Origin of the sequence: Pseudomonas sp. St316 (assembly GCF_018325905.1) — a bacterium.
Taxonomy (GTDB): Bacteria; Pseudomonadota; Gammaproteobacteria; order Pseudomonadales; family Pseudomonadaceae; genus Aquipseudomonas.
This window is the reverse complement of record NZ_AP021901.1, coordinates 4,057,752-4,075,656: the sequence shown is the minus strand read 5'-3', so window position 1 is coordinate 4,075,656 and position 17,905 is coordinate 4,057,752. Positions and strand designations below refer to the sequence as shown.

Annotated in this window: 17 protein-coding genes and 1 pseudogene; 12 read left to right on the top strand and 6 right to left on the bottom strand. The window is 57.8% G+C overall.

Features of this window, described 5'->3' with window-relative positions:
• The first annotated feature begins 62 nt into the window (after positions 1–62).
• From KI237_RS17925 to KI237_RS17910, 4 genes are all read left to right on the top strand, one after another.
• Entirely contained in the window at positions 63–1,478 is a 1,416-nt protein-coding gene (locus KI237_RS17925) for a sodium:solute symporter family protein (RefSeq protein ID WP_212796404.1), read from the top strand.
• The gene (locus KI237_RS17920; RefSeq protein WP_212796403.1) at positions 1,465–2,589 is read left to right on the top strand and encodes a sialidase family protein; all 1,125 of its coding nucleotides are present in this window, start codon (positions 1,465–1,467) and stop codon (positions 2,587–2,589) included. Before KI237_RS17925 ends, KI237_RS17920 begins: the two co-directional genes overlap by 14 nt.
• A gap of 67 nt (positions 2,590–2,656) precedes the next feature.
• Positions 2,657–3,343 carry an SDR family NAD(P)-dependent oxidoreductase gene (locus KI237_RS17915; RefSeq protein ID WP_249410631.1) on the top strand — a complete coding sequence of 229 codons (687 nt, stop codon included), beginning with the start codon at positions 2,657–2,659 and terminating at the stop codon, positions 3,341–3,343.
• A gap of 79 nt (positions 3,344–3,422) precedes the next feature.
• Positions 3,423–4,190 carry a DeoR/GlpR family DNA-binding transcription regulator gene (locus tag KI237_RS17910; RefSeq protein WP_212796402.1) on the top strand — a complete coding sequence of 256 codons (768 nt, stop codon included), beginning with the start codon at positions 3,423–3,425 and terminating at the stop codon, positions 4,188–4,190.
• 664 nt (positions 4,191–4,854) lie between these two features.
• On the opposite strand, the gene KI237_RS17905 is transcribed toward KI237_RS17910, so the two are convergent.
• Positions 4,855–5,142 (bottom strand): alpha/beta fold hydrolase, encoded by a 288-nt coding sequence (locus tag KI237_RS17905; RefSeq protein WP_212796401.1) that lies wholly within the window; start codon positions 5,140–5,142, stop codon positions 4,855–4,857.
• 236 nt (positions 5,143–5,378) lie between these two features.
• Positions 5,379–5,525 (bottom strand): annotated as a pseudogene (locus KI237_RS30810) (type II toxin-antitoxin system RelE/ParE family toxin); the annotation flags it as partial.
• A gap of 254 nt (positions 5,526–5,779) precedes the next feature.
• Between KI237_RS30810 and KI237_RS17900 the strand changes: the two are divergent.
• The 4 genes from KI237_RS17900 to KI237_RS17890 all read left to right on the top strand — a co-directional run bounded on the left by KI237_RS17900 (position 5,780) and on the right by KI237_RS17890 (position 12,068).
• The gene (locus KI237_RS17900) at positions 5,780–6,511 is read left to right on the top strand and encodes a lipase family protein (protein ID WP_249410630.1); all 732 of its coding nucleotides are present in this window, start codon (positions 5,780–5,782) and stop codon (positions 6,509–6,511) included.
• Positions 6,512–6,579: 68 nt separating this feature from the next.
• Positions 6,580–6,768, top strand: coding sequence for a hypothetical protein (locus tag KI237_RS30575; RefSeq protein WP_249410629.1), 189 nt, complete (start codon positions 6,580–6,582; stop codon positions 6,766–6,768).
• Positions 6,769–7,007: 239 nt separating this feature from the next.
• The gene (locus tag KI237_RS30765; RefSeq protein WP_212796400.1) at positions 7,008–8,822 is read left to right on the top strand and encodes a pentapeptide repeat-containing protein; all 1,815 of its coding nucleotides are present in this window, start codon (positions 7,008–7,010) and stop codon (positions 8,820–8,822) included.
• Positions 8,823–8,888: 66 nt separating this feature from the next.
• The gene (locus KI237_RS17890) at positions 8,889–12,068 is read left to right on the top strand and encodes an NHL repeat-containing protein (RefSeq protein ID WP_212796399.1); all 3,180 of its coding nucleotides are present in this window, start codon (positions 8,889–8,891) and stop codon (positions 12,066–12,068) included.
• Between the two features lie 559 nt (positions 12,069–12,627).
• Here KI237_RS17890 and KI237_RS31085 read toward each other — a convergent pair.
• Together KI237_RS31085 and KI237_RS17885 are read right to left on the bottom strand one after the other, a co-directional pair.
• Positions 12,628–12,918 carry a putative antibiotic biosynthesis monooxygenase gene (locus tag KI237_RS31085; protein WP_502937129.1) on the bottom strand — a complete coding sequence of 97 codons (291 nt, stop codon included), beginning with the start codon at positions 12,916–12,918 and terminating at the stop codon, positions 12,628–12,630.
• A 30-nt stretch (positions 12,919–12,948) separates the two neighbouring features.
• On the bottom strand, positions 12,949–13,560 hold the full coding sequence (locus tag KI237_RS17885; protein WP_212796398.1) for a glutathione S-transferase family protein: 612 nt from the start codon (positions 13,558–13,560) through the stop codon (positions 12,949–12,951).
• Positions 13,561–13,681: 121 nt separating this feature from the next.
• On the opposite strand from KI237_RS17885, the gene KI237_RS17880 reads away from it, so the two are divergent.
• Positions 13,682–14,470, top strand: a complete 789-nt coding sequence (locus KI237_RS17880) for an MmyB family transcriptional regulator (protein ID WP_212796397.1) — start codon at positions 13,682–13,684, stop codon at positions 14,468–14,470.
• A gap of 158 nt (positions 14,471–14,628) precedes the next feature.
• Here KI237_RS17880 and KI237_RS17875 read toward each other — a convergent pair whose 3' ends face one another.
• Complete coding sequence (locus KI237_RS17875; protein WP_249410628.1) at positions 14,629–15,042, bottom strand: putative quinol monooxygenase; 414 nt, start codon at positions 15,040–15,042, stop codon at positions 14,629–14,631.
• Positions 15,043–15,114: 72 nt separating this feature from the next.
• Positions 15,115–15,999, bottom strand: coding sequence for a LysR family transcriptional regulator (locus tag KI237_RS17870; RefSeq protein WP_249410627.1), 885 nt, complete (start codon positions 15,997–15,999; stop codon positions 15,115–15,117).
• 211 nt (positions 16,000–16,210) lie between these two features.
• Here KI237_RS17870 and KI237_RS17865 point away from each other — a divergent pair, with 211 nt between their 5' ends.
• The 3 genes from KI237_RS17865 to KI237_RS17855 all read left to right on the top strand — a co-directional run bounded on the left by KI237_RS17865 (position 16,211) and on the right by KI237_RS17855 (position 17,887).
• Entirely contained in the window at positions 16,211–16,783 is a 573-nt protein-coding gene (locus KI237_RS17865; protein ID WP_212800640.1) for a flavodoxin family protein, read from the top strand.
• 35 nt (positions 16,784–16,818) lie between these two features.
• Positions 16,819–17,118, top strand: a complete 300-nt coding sequence (locus KI237_RS17860; RefSeq protein WP_109754029.1) for a superoxide dismutase — start codon at positions 16,819–16,821, stop codon at positions 17,116–17,118.
• 79 nt (positions 17,119–17,197) lie between these two features.
• The gene (locus KI237_RS17855; RefSeq protein ID WP_212796395.1) at positions 17,198–17,887 is read left to right on the top strand and encodes a type 1 glutamine amidotransferase domain-containing protein; all 690 of its coding nucleotides are present in this window, start codon (positions 17,198–17,200) and stop codon (positions 17,885–17,887) included.
• Positions 17,888–17,905 lie beyond the last annotated feature (18 nt).

Genomic DNA, 17,905 nt, shown 5'->3' with positions numbered 1-17,905 from the left:
CTCAAACCCAGTCAGTAAATCCCAAAAACAGCGCGCCACAAAAATAACAATGGAGCGAAACGATGGACACTTTCAACTCGCATGATACGGCGATCATTATCGGCATGGTCGTCGTTTATATCGTCATCACCACCTGGATGAGCCTGCGACTACGGAGCAAAACCAGTGAGCAATACATGGTCGCCGCGCGCACCATGCCCGCCTTTGTTGTCGGGATTCTGATGATGTCGGAATTCATTGGGGCAAAATCTACTGTCGGCACCGCACAAGCGGCGTTCGAAAGTGGTTTTGCAGCCTCCTGGTCGGTGATCGCTGCCGCCATTGGCTTCCCTCTCTTCGGTTTGCTTATGGCCCGAAAGCTCTATAATTCGGGCGAGTTCACCATTTCCGGGTTCATCGCCAAGAAGTACGGCACCTCCACCAAGCTGGCCGTGTCGATCATCATGATTTACGCCTTGCTGTTGGTGAACGTCGGTAACTACGTGAGTGGTGCGGCGGCGATCGCGACAGTGATGAAGATCAACCTGCCCACGGCCGCATTCATCACGGCGATCGTCAGCACGCTCTACTACGTGTTTGGCGGGCTGAAAAGCGTTGCCTACATGAGCATCCTGCACACGGGCGTGAAGTACATAGGGGTGATGATCGTGCTGGGCGTTGCTCTGCACATGACGGGCGGCTTCACGCCGGTCATCCAGAACATGCCGGAACACTACTTCACCTGGGACGGGGCCATCGGCGGTTCGAAAATCATGGCGTGGATCATCGGCACAGTGGGTGCGATTTTCTCTACCCAGTTCATTATCCAGGCGATTTCTTCGACCCCGGATTCGAAAGCGGCCCAACGCTCGACCTTCTATGCTTCGCTGCTGTGCATCCCGATAGCACTGGCGCTGGGTTTCATCGGTGTTGCGTCCAAATACCTGCACCCGGACATGGGCAGCCTCTACGCGCTGCCGATCTTCTTGCAATCAATGAGTCCGATTCTGGCCGGCGTGGTAACCATCTCTCTGGTGGCCTCGATCTTTGTCAGCGTCAGCACCGTGGCCCTGGCCATCGCTTCGCTGGTGGTGCGTGACTTCTATGTGCCATTGCGCAAGCCTTCAGTGGACCGCGAACTCAGGGCTACCCGTTTCATTGCTCTGATCATCGGCTTCGTGCCGCTATTCTTTGTGTTCTTTGTGCCCGAAATTCTTAACCTGTCGTTCTTTACCCGGGCCTTGCGCTTGTCCATCGCGGTTGTGGCGATGATCGCCATCTACCTCCCGTTCTTCGGCTCGGGAAGGGGGGCAACGCTAGGCCTGATCGCCTCGGCCGTTACCACCAGCGTCTGGTATCTGCTGGATAACCCTTATGGCGTTGACAATATGTACATCGCGCTGATCACCCCGGCCGTAGTGATTGCCGTGGAGCGCCTGTTTCCGCAATCGATCGCTCGTCATCAGGACAAGTCAGAGGTTTCCCATGTCAATCAGTGAACAACGTCAGGACGCCTTCCTGCCGACGCCCTATGCCCAAAACCACGCTGCGAACCTGCATGAACTGGCCGACGGGACGCTGCTGTGCACCTGGTTCGCCGGGACTCAGGAAGGCATGGCTGACATTTTTGTGCTGCTGTCGCGCCGTGATCCACAGACTGGCGTCTGGAGCGAGCCGCAGAAGCTGTCTCAGGACGACACCCGATCCGAGCAAAACCCGATCCTGTTTCAAGCGCCAGCAGGTCCTTTGTGGCTGATCTGGACTGCACAGGTTTCCGGCAATCAAGAGACCGCCCTTGTCCGTCGGCGCCTGTCACAGGACCAAGGTGAAAGTTGGGGGCCGGTAGAAACGCTGTTCGATGAACCAGGCACATTTGTGCGCCAGCCACCGGTGGTGCTGGACAACGGCGAATGGCTGTTGCCGGTCTGGTATTGCATCACCCGTCCCGGCGAAAAATGGGTGGGCAATCACGACGTCAGTGCGGTAATGATTTCCAGCGACCAAGGGCAAAGCTGGGCGCGCCACGATGTGCCAGACAGCACCGGCAGCGTGCACATGAATGTCCATCAATTGGCCGATGGCAGTTTATTGGGGTTGTTCCGCAGCCGTTGGGCCGATTCGATCTACAGCAGCCGCTCAACGGATCGCGGCCGTAGCTGGAGCGCGCCGCTCGCCACGGAGCTGCCCAATAACAATTCCTCTATCCAGTTCGTGCGGCTGAGCAGCGGTGAATTGGCGCTGGTCTACAATCCGGTCAACGCCGAGGGGCACAGTCAGCGTCGGGCCTCGCTGTACGATGAAATCGAGGATGAAGGCGACGATCGGGTGACACCTGGCCAGAACGAGGAGGGCAAAAGCGCGGTCTGGGGCATTCCACGCGCGCCGATGAGCCTGGCGCTGTCCCACGATGACGGACGAAGCTGGCATGTGCGCTTGGATCTGGAGTTGGGTGACGGTTTCTGCCTGACCAACAACTCTCAGGAAAAGCTCAATCGAGAGTTTTCCTACCCAAGCATCATTCAGGCGCGGGATGGCAGTCTGCATGTGGCATTTACTTACTTCCGGCAGAAGATCAAGCATGTGCACCTGCCGCTGGCCGCGGTGCGCTGAGCCCTGTTGCTGACTCGTGTTTCATGCCGCCTTCGTGACCGTTGGCGGCTTTCAGGAGCCATCTCCCGTGACAACATTGACTAAAACCGTGGTACTGACCGGCGTCAGCTCCGGCATTGGAATGGCTATCGCGCAACGCCTGCTGGCAGCAGGTTGGAGCGTGCAGGGGCTGAGTCGCCGCGCTGCCGGTATCGACCATCCGCGCTTTCACTGGACAGAATGCGATCTGAGTGACTTGCAGGCCTTGGATCAAGCCTTGCAGCCCATCGAAACTGTGGATGCCATCGTCCACGCGGCAGGTTTCATGCGTACTGCCCCGTTGGGGCAGTTGCAGCCGCAGGATGGTCAAGCCATGTGGCAGGTTCACGTGGCGGCGGCGAGCCATTTGGTCAACACCCTGCACGCCAGGCTGCACCCCGGCGCACGAATCGTGATGATCGGCAGCCGCACGATGCAAGGCGCGGCTGGACGTAGCCAGTACGCGGCGACCAAGGCGGCATTGCAAGGTATGGTGCGCTCCTGGGCGATGGAGCTGGCGCCCAACGGCGTCACTGTTAACCTGATCGCCCCCGGCGCAACGCAAACGCCGATGTTGCTGGACCCGGCGCGCAGTGGCACGCCGCCCAACAAACCACCGATCGGCCGCTTCGTGCAGCCATCTGAAGTCGCGGGCATGGTGGTATTCCTACTGGGGCCGGATGCCGGTGCCATCACCGGGCAAAGCCTGGTCATCTGCGGTGGCGCTTCACTGTAGACTCGGCCTCTGCCCAGTTGCACTGCGCGACGGTTTAATGTGATAACTCCTTCTTCTTCGCTCACTACTAAGGCTGTTCATGAAAGTCGCAAATCGGCGTCAATCGATACTGGAGCTGGTCCTTTCAGGCAAGTCGAACGTCGATGATCTGTGCGCCGAGCTTGGCGTCTCAGAAGCGACTGTCCGTCGCGATCTCACCGCGCTGGCGGAAGAAGGCCTGGTGATCCGCACGTATGGCGGCGCTGCCCACGTGGGCATGCGCGAACCGGAAACGTCGGTGGAAGAGCGCCGCCAGCAGCACAGCCAGGAAAAAACCGTCATTGCCCGCGCAGCGCTGGCGCATATTCAGGATCACGACACCCTGTTCCTTGAAGGCGGCACGACCACCAGCACGTTGGCCCAGCTTCTGAAAGAGCGCAGGGGGTTGCACGTGATCACCAACAACCTCATGGCTCTGGCTGACTTGGCGCTGATTCCTGAAGGCCGCATCACGGTGCTAGGCGGCGACTTACGCAGTGCGAGCATGTCGACTTACGGCGTAGTGGCACAGGCTGCTCTCGAACACCTGAGTGCAGACAAAGTGTTTCTGAGCGCCGATGGCGTAGTGGCTGAATTGGGGTTGTGCGAAGCCAGCGCCGAGCAGGCTTACCTCAAGGAAACAATGATCGCCCGAGCCACCCATATTTACGTGCTGGCCGACGCCACCAAATTGGGCCGGGCACGCCAACAGCATTGGACACCCTTGCGTCAACCCTGGACGCTGATTACCCACGAACTGGATGATCCATCACTGCTGGCACCGTTCCAGTCGCGTCGTTCGGTGACCGTAGAAATATCGCTGCTCTGATCCGGGTTGAAGATCGATATGCAGCGATGAAGTCAGATAATCAGTCAATGCATGATCAACGCCTGGCATTCCAGCCAGGCGGATGCAGAAGTGATTAAGGGACAAGAAACGTGAGCGCGGCGGGTACGAAGTCGGCATAAAACTGAAATATGCCGCCATGACCGGCAACAGGGTAGATGATCAACTCGCTGTGGGGGAGCCCACTACCTGGGCCTGGGCGGATGCCGTATTGAAGGATGCTCAAAACGTGAAGCGCAGCACGGTCGTTGCAAATAAACGATGCATGGGTTTTTACTCCAGAGTTGAGAGTGTCGAGCCCTAGCGTGTCGTAAAAAAGACCTGCGCGGAGTCTTTAGTCGGCTGCAAGTATTCTGTTAATCCCTGGAACCACATCACCTCAACAAAATCACCGCTGATTTTCAGATCGCCTGTACGCAGCCCTGTCAGGAATTCATCGTTGCTGTCTTTAGCCGACAGAATGGCGAAGCCTCTTTATGTGCTGGCTCCGTAATTTGTCATCCGCTGAGGAACGCGATGGCGCTCCCAGAAATCGCGTCCTGCCTGTCGCGCCGCCTCGGATCGACCGAAAAACAGGAACAGAAAGTCGTCCACTGTGGGGATGGGACGTGGTGCGGCCTCCAACACGCCAGGGTCTGAGTCTGGATTACCGCCACGAGGCCCTGTACCCAGGCGTCAGTTTGCGCACGAGGTCGGGATGGCGTCGTGTCAGGTCCTGGGCGATAAAACCGTCAAGCGAGAAACCCGGCACATCGACTGTTGATAGACCGAGTGCGCGGATCAATGCGGCAGCGTCTTCAGGCACTTTGCAGGTCGGTGATTTCGCGGGTGTCGCTTGATCCTGATGTGGGCCTGCGTGTTTTATATCGGGTGGTGCGGCTGCGGTTGATTCAACACATTCATTGATGTCGCACTTATCGTTATTCAACTTCATCTTTCCAGCCTTTTGCGCGCTCCTACCTTACCCCGTGTGCCCCCAGTGGTTGAAACGACCGAAGCTTGTATCCGGGAAGGTCCAGGTAACTCCGTATAAATGGCGCGCTTGGTGCCGTAACGGGCATGACCGGTGACATGACCACTGCCAGTTGATCGCCGATGCCCCATTGGCTGCTTACTGCATTGGACGTTTCGTCCAGAGAAAAGACTTCTTTGACTTTTGCCGCGCTCTCCTTAAAAGCAGTCAGCAACGGTGGGGTGCAACGGCACTTCCATGGCGTCATGAAGAAGTCGGACGACCTCAATCACATCGACGTTTGCCACGCGATAAAACACCCTATGCTGTGGGCCTTTGGCCGACCCATGAGGGTGTTTGGCCTGCTAGCGTGGGCGGGCGACCAAAGTCCCGCGAGACAGGGCGTACGATTAACGTGAATCGTTACCGGGTGCGGTCACTATCAACGGTTTCGGACTGGCGGAATCAAGGACCGTTCTAACTGCTGCGCAGGCGACCGCGCATTAAGTTGTCGCTTCCAAAACTGTGGCTACACTCGATCTTGCTGGCCAAGAAGGATCGACGGCTGCCACAGGTTTTCGTGGATCCTTGAAAACTTTCTTCGAGACAAGGAGCAGTCATGACGACCCCAGACACACTTCTGCAACGGCAAATCAGCCTGACGCACGCTTTCGTGGTCAACAATGCGGCGCTGTATTCGCAATCCTGGAAAAACATCAAGAACCCCAGGCCGGACCAGGTCAAGGACAATATTCAATCGCGTCTCAATGGCTCGAAGGTAGGCGGCGGCTATGGCGTCGCCTGGGGCCCGGCGCTGGTAATGGATGGCGAGTACGCGGCGCACATTACCGTGGTGCTGATTGGCGGGAGAAGTGGGAACGACGTCGTCGTGGTGACGAGTGGGACACTGAAGGATTCCTTAAAGGATCAGGTGGATGATCTCGATATATTTCCCATGGTGTCATTGCAGAATGTTATCCCGGACTACCAGGGATCGGCGAGTATCGCCCAGGGAACGTCGGATGGTGCGAACGCGATATTGGCCAAAGCCTCTACTATCGGTGCCACGGGCACACTGTGCGATTTTCTTGGCAGGCTGCAAAGTGGGACAGCGATCCGATTGGTTGGACATAGCCTTGGCGGTGCGCTCATGTCGGTACTCGCGCTTTATCTGAAAGACAAACTTCCAGGCCTTAACTTCTTTTGTGAAACCTTTGCTGCACCCACCGCGGGGATGGTTTTTTCGCGAGCTATTTCAATAAGCAAATGGCCGGTAATGCGCTGCGTATCTATAACACCCTGGATGTTGTTCCGATGGCGTGGTGCGCAACTTCGCTCGATTATTCCCTGACCCTTTATGAAGACAATCCTATTGATGAGGACACTAAGAACATGGTTTGGTCCTCCATAGACAAGGTTGTGAATAACAACCTGAACTATACGCAATGGGGAATGGGCAGCGCGAACATGGAGCTGCGGCTTTGTGGAAAACCTCAATCCGACTGCACGGACTACCGGTCTCAATCCGGCTATCAGCACATCTACGAGTACATGACACTGCTGGGCTTGCAGCCCGGCGATATACCGATGCCGCCGTTCGGCAGCTAATGGCCTGCACGCATTAGTCGCACAGGCCACGAGTGGGACACTCGCGCCGTCCGGATGTTCGAGTTGCGGTTGCGAAGATTTTCCTTGCGGAAGTCGACGCAACTGCAACTTGCTTATCCGGAAATCTTTTACCCGCGATAGTGCTCAGGTAGACGCAATGTGGTGGGTGAGTTCGTCTTTGCCAGAAACCGCGGTTTTTTTCGTGCCCATCAATCGGCTATTCAATCGAGGGAATCCCTATGACCGACCCGAATGCCGTGAAGACCTACATCGGCTGCTATTACCTCACCGTAACCGTCAATTATGGAGGGATAGGTTCCAATACTTGGTTCGCGTACCGCAACGGTAATTCACTGGCCTGCGAGTTATTGGACGACGGCACCGAGAAAGACGCGACCTTGTTCGCTTTCTATCTGGGAGATGCATTTACCCCCGACAACGCTGTCAACCAGGACACCCACAACTGGCTTCAGGTTCAATCGGTACGTGACGGGGTTTGGTTGGATTGTGGCAGCCCGATGACGGGCGGCGACTGTCACGATTTCTTTGTCGCACTCACCACTCCGGACACGCCAGCGACGCTCGCTCTGACGAATCATGATCCGTACGGCATCCCTCCGACAGACAATGCCATCTGGATGGAGCTCATTCGAGGCCGGTCGGTCATATCCGTACTCGATATCGATATCATCGCCAATACGGTCACCTGGAAAGATGTTGAACTTGCCCTGATCTCTGCCAACCCATCCGTGCCTGTCACTACGCAACAGTTGTTCCCCGGAGCGTCGGAGTTGAACAAGCAATCGTACGACAAGGTCGATTTCTGGTATTTGTTCCTGCACAACGCGGATTTCTCCGGCACGCGGGTAACGAACAGCAATCTGAGCAATGTCACTTTCTCGGGTATCGCGAATTTCTCGGGTACGGTGCTCGATGGCAGTAGCCTGCGCGGTTGTACGTTGGATGGTGCGAACTTTCGCAATGCATCACTCAAGGATGCCGATTTCAGCAACGCCAGCCTGAAAGGATGCGACTTCTCAGGGGCGGTGCTCGACAACTGCAACTTCGAAAGTGCTGACCTGGAAAGCGCCGACCTGGCCCTGGCGACCCTTTCCGATCTCACCAGGCCCATCTGCATCACCCGAGATGTCAAAAGCCGCACCATTTTTTCGAACGCCCGGGTGAACAAGAACCTCACGCATGCGTTCAACGGCGATGATGACGATATCTACGTCTGGAGCTATGCACAGATGGACGGTGTCCAGTTCATGATGGAAGACCCCGACCACCCGGGCGTCGCGATCCTCGACGGGACGCTCGACAACCTGATCGCACAATATGCCGTACTGACCAGCGTGCAGTTTGGCGCGGTGGACTCTCCAAGCATCAGCTACTCGGACTTTTCCTACGCTCAGCTTGGGGGCGCCAACCTGGTGAACGCGAACCTGGCCTACGCCAAGTTCGATCACGCCACCTTCTCGACACCGGATGGCAAGCACCGCTGTAATCTGAGCGGCGCGTACCTGCTCAACGCCTCATTCAGCAGTGCGGACCTGTCATACGCCCTGATGCCGTTCTGCTACTTGTATGGCGGTAAAGCGACGCTGGTGGACGCGACCATCAAGCAGGTGGACTTCACGGGGGCGTACCTCTTTGCAACTGATTTCTCGGGTTTGGGTGGGCAGAATGTGGCGGGCGTCACCTTCGACGGAGCGTGCCTTATCAACGCCAAATTCAGCGGTGTCGATCTGGCAACCGTGGAGGATCAACGCGCCTGCTCGTTCGCAAGCGCGTGTCTTCAAGGAGTCGATTTTTCCGGCGCGAACACGAAGGGGGTCAATTTCGCGGAAGCGGCCGTCAGCACGGCTCAAGGGACCTTGACTGTCCATGGCGGTCGGGAGGATACGACCCTGCTCACGTACCACATCACACAGATGCCGAAGGACACCGCTGACGCGACGTGCCCGAACGGCCAGACAGGGCCTTGCACCGGCACCATGTGGCACGCCGACGGCGCCCCGATGACCGACTGGCATTACGGCGATCACAGTTGACCGAGAAACACGACACATCCCGCGCGGACATCCGCGTTCAATACTGGCAATGACAGGGAAGTAATCATGAATCAAGGGAACGATGGGGCGACCAACCGGCGCGCGGACAAACTGCCCGGACCGACCGAGACGCGCACGCTGCACTTCAACCTGAAGCACTGCAAGAATCCGGACGACGTGCTCCTGCATGCGAATTTGAGGGAGTACCGGCTCGAGCGTCACACGCCGCAGACCCTCGCACGGGCCAGCCAGGACACGCCCTTCCTGGCCCTGCTTGCGCAGGAGCATGTCACGCATTATATCGAGGACCTTCCCGTCCCCTCGAATCGCCCGGCACTGGTCACAGTGTCCACGGGGACAGGCGACGGATCGATCCGCAAGACCATCTCCATGTACTTGCACGTCCCCAAGGCCGGCAGGGCGGCTGCACGGGAAGAAATGAAGAGGCGCGGCAAGGACGTACTCGCTTCGGCTCGCTACAAACTCGCCGGGTACGGCGTCACCTCGGATCATCTCGAACCGCTGGTGCTGGATGGCGATTTCCCGGATCACGTCGATAATTACGTCGAGGCCACGGAGGCCGCAGTCGCCGTGCTTTTCCATCACCCGAGCCTGCTGAACCTCAGTGGTGACAACGGCGGCGCCATCCCCGCGTATATCAAGGAAAGTTGCATCAAGGAGGCGATCGCGAATGACGCCAACACCTTGGTGGACACCATCAAGCAAGCCGGTGACGCGTGGCAAAGAAAGGTACCGCTGCTCGATTGGAACAAACACCAGGTGTATGACGGCAACAAACCACTCTATACGGCCAAACTCGACGAGGGTGTGCGCATGGCCGTATCGAGCACGCTGCCCCTGGCGATCCAGCTATCCCGGCAGGATGAATACCTTCGTGGCACGGTGTGGAAAGTATTCGAAGGTATAGTATCGAGCGAATACCAGGGCACGGCCGGCACTCATTCAATGCGCCAACGTGACCAGGACTCCCAGTGGCAATTGAAAAATCTCACGCCCGGCCTGGGCGTTGTGGTCGATCCTGCCGGCGTGACGTACGACGGCAATACCATGTCCGTGAGGGTGGAGAACCAGTGGCTCAGGCACCTGGGGGCCTATATCGAATTCCTGGATGCCCGTGGTACTCCCGTCGCGCCGCCGGATTCATGGCCGGCGGTTTCGGTCCCCAGTCTGTTCAGCGGAACCGCCACAACGAAGTACCTCGAGCGGGTCGGGCCCATTGATGAGATCGCCGGTATCCCCATCGATGTCACCGACATGACTCTGTCGTTCCCCGTGCCGGATGCGGCCAACGCGGTGAACATCCATCTGGCGGGCCTTGGTATTTTCGGTCCCGGACATACCGACCGGCACATCTGTCTCCTGGGCATCTTCATGACGGCGACCTTCGAGTATGCGATCCCGGTGATCGCGCTCGTTGCGGGAGCCGCAGTGATGAAGACAGAGTTCGTCACCAACCTGCTGAAGGATGACGCGGTCTATGTCGGGATCCTGGGCGTCCTTGCGACGATCGACGCTGCGATCATCGACTACGCATTGACGGGCGGAATCAAGGAAGTCCTCCTCAAGCTGGCCAACATCATCGGACCCCTGCTGTGGAAGACAGGCTTGAAAGCGATGTTGCTCGAGTTCATCGCACAAGGGGCCCTGGAGGAGGCGATCCCATTCGTGGACATTGCCCTGGAAGCGGTCAACGCGGTGATTACCCTAGCGCAGCTCGGCCAGACGACTTTCGAGGTACTCGAGGCCGCGCCGATCTATACGTCAACGGTGACGAGGACCATTGATCTGAATATTACCCTCGTCCCGGACTCGCAGTTTCATTACTTCCCGATGCAGGCGACGCATTACGTCGTCACCGTCTCGTACGACAGTCAGGTGACGGTCCCGTCCAAAACGTTTTCGCTGTCGCAAGGGACGAACAACCAACCCATCCCGATCAGTTTCAAGGGCGTCCCGGGTGGCGGGAAGCTGAAGGTGACCGCCATTTTCTATGCCGACAATGGCTGGGTTGCAGGCAGAGGGGTCACTGACTGGACCCCCGCGCTGGGCACGGATGGCAGTACGCTGGTGATACCGCGTCTGGAGATCAAGAACAGCTTGCCTGCGCTTACCAATGGCTCGGTCTACGAGCATGTGGAGAAGCTTGCCTACGAGGGCGGTGCGCACGTGTGGGACAAGGGCGCGCCGCCTCCGGCGGCCACGGCGACCTCCGGCTCTGATCTGCTCAGTCTGACGAGCATCACCCTGGCGCAGGGTCCCGCGTCGATCGGCTACGGCTGGCAGGCCGCCCATTTGAACCTTCCGGAAAACCTCTCGACCAACCCCCGGTCGGTCGACGCCATGTACACGGTGCAGAACGTGTCACTTCTCGTGCCACCGGAGCAGGCTTACCAGCCGCTCGATGTCGGCTATACCGGTAAATCCGGTATCGGCTACGACCTGATGAGCCCGTCGGACGGCTCGGGGAGAAACTTCTTTCTCGATGGCTACCCGGTTGCAACCGGTAGCGAGTATGACGCGCCGTCGTACGTTCATCTTCGCAAGGTCACGCTGAGCTACGATAACGAGGCGAAATGCGCCCCTCTTCATTCCGGGGCGGGGCAGAGCTATGGTCGGTTCCCGGCGGGTATCCCACTGGACGATTTCGTCCTGCACCCGCAGGGTTATGTATTTGCCATCAGTACCGGGCGAAGCAAACTGCTGCGATGCGAGCTGTCGAGCGCACCCGTCGCGGATGGCGAAGCCCCGGACGCCTGCCTGCTCTCCGGCAAGGGCTCTCGGGAGGGGCTGCTGTCGGATCCGGTAGCGATCGCCATCGGCCTGGATGGCGTGGTGATGGTGCTCGAGGCCGACAACGCACGGGTGCAGGCATTCGATATCCACGGTAATCCGGTCAAGTACTTCCAGGACAAGACCTCGCCGACGCTGGCGCTGAATGCCCGTGGACAGGCGACTTATCTCGACCTGGACGTGGAGGCCAAGGGGTATGTCTACGTTCTTTCCTATACCGACGACGGCGGCTCCCCGGACGACTACTACATGGACATCTACACGCCGCAGGGCGATCTTTTGGTGTCAACCCAAGGCGTTGCATCCGGCAAGCTTGCCGTGAGCCTGGACCGCAACGTATACACCCTCAACTACGAGCTGATCCACGGCGCGGATGGGAAGCCCGAGCCATCGATCAGCCATTGGATGCCGCCGCCTCCGTCGAATGGAAAATGAGCTTGCGCCAACCGGCGCATTTCACGGTCGCCGTGGACATCCACGGCGACCCCCATGCTCGAACCACAGCGGAGTCTGCTCATCGCTTCATGAATGGGTGCTCAAACCCTCCACGAAAACCAACTCGCGCTGCCGATGCCGTTGCGTCGATCGCGATGTGGATAGATCAGGGGGGCACTGGCGTTTCCAGCACAGCCCTTGGCGCTCGTATCTTCCCGTGAGTTTTGAAGGTCGGTACTAAAATGCCTAAACCATTTCGATAGCAGGATTAAAGCGGCCCACCTCTCATGGAACAAATTACAACCTGCTGATTTTGATAGTAAAAATTCTCTCCTAAAAACAGTTCTGCGACGTATCTCAGTGAGTCGAGCGCCGCCTTTTGTGGCGAGGGGATAAATCCCCTCGCCACAAAGCCTAGTTCACTGCGCGACAGCGCAGCGTCGGAGACGCGGCGGCCACTCCCTAGTCACTCAGGGTCGAACTGATCGGGTGCAACTGGGGAGACGGGCCTGAAGACAGCTTGGGTGAATGAATAGGTACCGGCCACCTGGGGCGCAGATTAATTCGTGCCCCTTCCAGGCGCTGCGCGAGGGCGCAAGAACCAATCCAGGTGTTTGATTGCAAACGGGCTCACGACAAAGACGATGAGGCTTACTGTGATGGGTGTTAGAACCAGTGTTCGGTGCCATACAGCCCAGTTGTCAGCCAGCGGGTTCAATGCGTAAAGCAGAAGCGTCACGATGGGGTACACGAATACCATCATGACGATTGCCATTCTGATTTTGGATGGCCTGATCGGAACGAAGACGGGGTCGTCGCTTGCTTTCAGATTTTTTGAATCGCAGGTCATGGCCTTGGGTGTGTTCAAATCGCTAGTCTCCTAATACTCGGCGCTAGGTCGCTGGCGAAAATTCTTGTACCAGGCATCAAGGCGCGGATGATCGACGCCGAAGGCTTGGTCGAACCTCTCCCGGCATGTTTGAAAAATTGAAAACACCGTGCAGTCAGCGATCGTAGGGCTGTTTCCTGCCAGGAACTCGTTGTCCCCGATTGTCATTTCCAGGACATCCAATATTTCGGTGACGTACCCAAAGAGCCTGTTGGCAACCTCCAGCGATGGGGACGGTTCCTTGGCAGGAAAGGATTGGGTGACGTTCCACAGCCAAAGCTGAGACCGGACCACCAGATCAGTGCCCAGGCGTTCAAGCGAGCGTATTTTTGATCGAGAAATGGCGTCGGTCCCAATCATTGGTGTGTCGGGATACAGCTCCTCCAGATACTCGACGATGGCGGCGGAGTCGGTAATCGGCACACCCTCATCCGTGATAAGTGTCGGGGCTCGTCCGCTGGGATTGATTGCAAGGTATTCGCGCGACTTGTGCTCCCCTCCCGCGTAATCAAGTTCATATCGCGGAACGTCAATCCCCTTTTCGCTGAGGTAGATAATAACGCGCCGCGGATTCGTCCCCTTCTGAAATTGGTAGAGGAGCATACGATTCAACCTCCCGAGCCTGGCATTTCGAACACTTCGTACCCCAGAGATTACGCACAATAGATCCTGTTACAATGGGGTATTTATACTGTTACTAAAGTGATGCTTTGCGGGGTGTGAAGTGACGGCTGATCGATTAACGCGCGTGCCGGCCAGACAGGCGCTGTCGGACTTCATCCGCCAGTGTCGCGAGCGTACATCTCCAGAATCACTTGGCCTGCCACAGGGCCGCCGCCGTCGAACCACAGGCCTGCGTCGTGAGGAAGTCGCCGCGTTGGCAGGTGTCGGCTTGACCTGGTACACCTGGTTTGAGCAGGGGCGCGACATAGCGGTATCGGACGACTTCCTCCAGCGATTGGCGCGAGGGCTTCGGCTCGACCGAGCCGAACGGGAGCACCTTTTTGCACTGGCTGGCCGTGAGACATTTGCGGATGGGGCTGAAAGTGCCGAGCTTCCTCAGTCGCTGGTCACGATGATCAATGCGCTTGATCAAGCCGCCTACATCATGGACAGCTCTTGGGATGTGCTAGCTCATAACGAAGCGGCAAGGATCCTGTTTGAAGACTTCGCATTGCCGCGACCGAATATGCTCCGCATCGTCTTCTTTTCCGACCACTTCCGGCAGAAGATTCAAGACTGGCAGTTCGCCGCGAGGCTTGTGCTGCTCAAGGCGCGCCATGACTACCTGACGGGAGGGAAGAGCCCGGTTCTAAAGGCCATCCTCAACGAGGTTCTTCAGGCTGTCCCACAAACGGTGGGATGGTGGGATGATCCCGAAATCCTCCCGATCGGCGATACGGACATTACGCTGCGCGATGCACAGGGCCGTTGGCGAAGCTATCGCATCAACATTCTTGTTTCCAAGGACAGGCCTGGCCTTCGCATCGCCTTCTACGATGAAAAAACATAAAGCGGTCGGTGAGTTTTCTACTTAGGCTCGCCTTCGACGATATAGGCATTGGTATGGCCTGATCGCTGCCGGAAGGGCCGGATCTTGGCGTACTCCGATCCTGCTCAAGATAACTTCATTGGCAATGCTCCTTCGCAAGATCGAGGTGACGTGGGTCGTCAGTCAGGCTGTAGCGCTTTGGCGCTGAGTTGGACGGGCTGTGTTTCAATCAGCTTGCGCGACAAGATCATTGGCTGTGTGATCGCTACATATTTCTTGAAGTGCGCGGATTCGATGTGTGCTCGATAGGCTTGCTCGCTAGCGTAAATCTCGAAAAAACGAAGGCTGTTGGGCTTCTCCTTTTCCGCGACTGAGTAGATGGCGAGCACGCCGGGTTCAACACGGATGGATTCTTCCATCTCTTCCCTGAGGGCCACTTTGTAGGCATCAAGCTGTGCCGGATCGATCACCAACTCGGCAATGCGTACGACGGTCGTGGGTGTCTCTTGTGCCTGCACCGTACCTGTTCCGAGGCTACATGCCATGCCGGAGAAAAATGCTGCCGTGAGGAGTCGTTTTCTGTTCTTCGTCATGTGATATCTCCTTGGATCCATGGGGGCTGATGCCGCTGCGCATGATTTACCTTTCAAACATCGAGGGTGCTATCAGTCTTGCGGGTATTTCTCCAACTCGCAGGCGAGCACGTCGATCGCAAGTCGAGATCGAAGCGGCTGATATTGGGCAGCAGGCCAGACCACGTAGCACTCCATGGCTGCTCTAGGCCGATCTCCCCATATCTCCACCAGTGAGCCCTGTTGCATCCGGTCCCGGATCAGCCAGTAAGGAAGCCAAGCCAGGCCCATGCCCTCGGCGGCAGCATCTGCAATCGCCTCCAAGTCGTCCAAGCGCAGGCGTGAGCTGACAAGAACGTCAACGAGCGCGCCTTTTTCGTCGGGAAGCTTCCACGCCAAACCGTGATCGTTGCGCCAGTAGGGAAGTAGGTCATGGTCAGTAAGATCGGCTAACGTGTTTGGCTCGCCTCGTTTTTCGAGATAAGCCTGCGAGGCGCACAGCACCTTTCGTTGACTGACTAACTGGCGCGCCTGCAGGGTCGAGCCATTGCCTAGCCGACCGTTGCGTACTGCGAGGTCAAAACCCTCGGCGATCAAGTCAACCTGGCGATCGCTGAAGTTCAGCTCCAGCTCGAGGTTGGGATGTTGGCGTGCATAAGACCGCAAGATGGGCGCGACGCGATAGCGCCCGAACAAAACAGGAAGAGTGACTCGCAGCTTGCCGACGACCTCCCGCCGGCCGTTCTCCAGCATGGTTTCACCCGCGCGCAACTCATCGATCGCACGCAGGCAGCGCTCATAGTACTGCTGGCCATCCTCGGTCAGGCACTGGGTTCTCGTGGTCCGTTGAAACAGCTGAACGCCCAGTCGCTCCTCTAGACGTGCAATCGCCTTGCCGACTGCCGAGCGCGTCAAGGAAACCCGTTCACCGGCTTTCGCAAAACCACCGGCATCGACGACTTCGACGAACAGCTGCACGCCATCGAATCTATCCCGCACGATTTAGCTCTCTGCAATTGTAGAATTAAAGGATTCATTGGTGGGAATTATTACCTCCAATGCTGAATGTGGTTCTACTTTAAAGTAGCACAGCAGCACATGTGTCTCTGTGCTTTTTGCAACGTGTGGTTCACATCAAAAGAACGACCTGCCTATGGATCTCGCCTATGGCCAAGAACGGGGGAGTTATATGAAGTTGATCTCAATTGTGTATGACAGCGGTTATGGTCATACCGCGCGTGTGGCCGAGGCAGTTGCTGAAGGCGCCAGAGCGGTCGACGGTACCGACGTCCGACTGATCGCCGTAGCGAATGGGCCGATCGACTGGGAGCGGCTAGAGAAGAGCGACGCGATTATCTTCGGCTCACCGACTTATAACGGCCTGATCAGCGCCCGTTTCAAGCAGTTCTTTGAGGATTCCACGAAGGCCGCGTGGATCGAACTCAAGTGGCGCGACAAGCTCGCTGCCGGCTTCACCAATTCTGGCGCGCAGCACGGCGACAAGCTGAACTCGCTGGTCTCCATGGCGCTGTTCGCCGCTCAGCACGGCATGATCTGGGTCGGTCTGGACATGATGCCGGGCAACAGCAGTAGCACCGGCAGCGAGAACGACCTCAATCGTCATGGCAGTTGGCTCGGCGCCATGACGCAGTCGAACAACGATCAAGGCGCCGATCTCACACCGATTCGCAGTGATCTCGATACCGCCTCTTATCTGGGCAAACGGGTCGCCCAGACTGTCCGTCGCTTCAATTCTGTATAAGCCGTTTCGCCTCAATCCAATCCAGGAACAAGACCATGAAATTGCTTTGCCTCGACGTCCCGCAGCCCGGCGCCACGATGGAAAAATATGCTCCACACATGGCCGACGAAGTCCGCCACACCTGGCAGATGTACAAGGGCGACATTATCCGGGATATCTATTTCCGGCAGGATCGTCCCGGTGTCGCGATCATCGCCGAAGCCGAATCTGTCGAAGTCGCCAAGGCGGCGTTGGCCGAGTTTCCGCTCGCCAAGGCAGGCCTCATTGATTGGGAGGTCATCCCGCTCGGACCCTTCACCAACTGGGAAGCGCTGTTCGCTGCCGGGAACGCCTGAGGCCCATGACAGGAGGCGCCGATGGGATCCACCGCGCTTCGCCGCTATGGCCACGATAAAGTCCTGAGGAATTAAAAACATGACAAGCACAATCAAGCCCATCCTGTGCGTGGTCACCAGCCACCCGATCCGCGGCGACAGTGGCGAACCCACTGGTTTCGCCATGGTTGAGCTGACCCATCCGCTGGAAGTCTTCGAAGCGGCCGGCATTGCGGTGGAGATCGCTTCCATCCGAGGCGGTCATCCGCCGATCGACTTCTTCGACTTGTCCGATTCGACCAACGACCGCTACTGGAAGGACAAGCGTTTTCGAGACGCGCTGGCTCATTCCCTGGTGCTCAGTGATCTTGACCCCTCGCACTACTCGGCGGTCTTCTTCGCCGGCGGCCATGGCACGATGTGGGATTTCGCGGACAGCCAGGCTGTGCAGAAGGTCATTCGCGAGATATGGGAGGCCGGCGGCATCGTCTCGGCCGTTTGCCACGGCCCGGCCGCCCTGGTGAACGCGACATTGTCGGACGGCAGCTACCTTGTCGCCGGCAAGAAGCTCGCATCCTTCACGGATGAGGAAGAGGCCGAGGTCAAGTACGCCACGGTTGTGCCGTATTTGCTGGCGAGCACGTTGAAGGCGCGCGGCGCGCTGCATCTACCAGCCCCTAACTGGTCAGAGCAAGTGGTCACCGATGGACGCTTGGTGACCGGCCAAAACCCCGCCTCAGCGCGCGGCGTTGGCGAAGCGGTCGTCGCCCGGTTGAAGGCGACGACCTGACGGAGGTACGCATGCAGC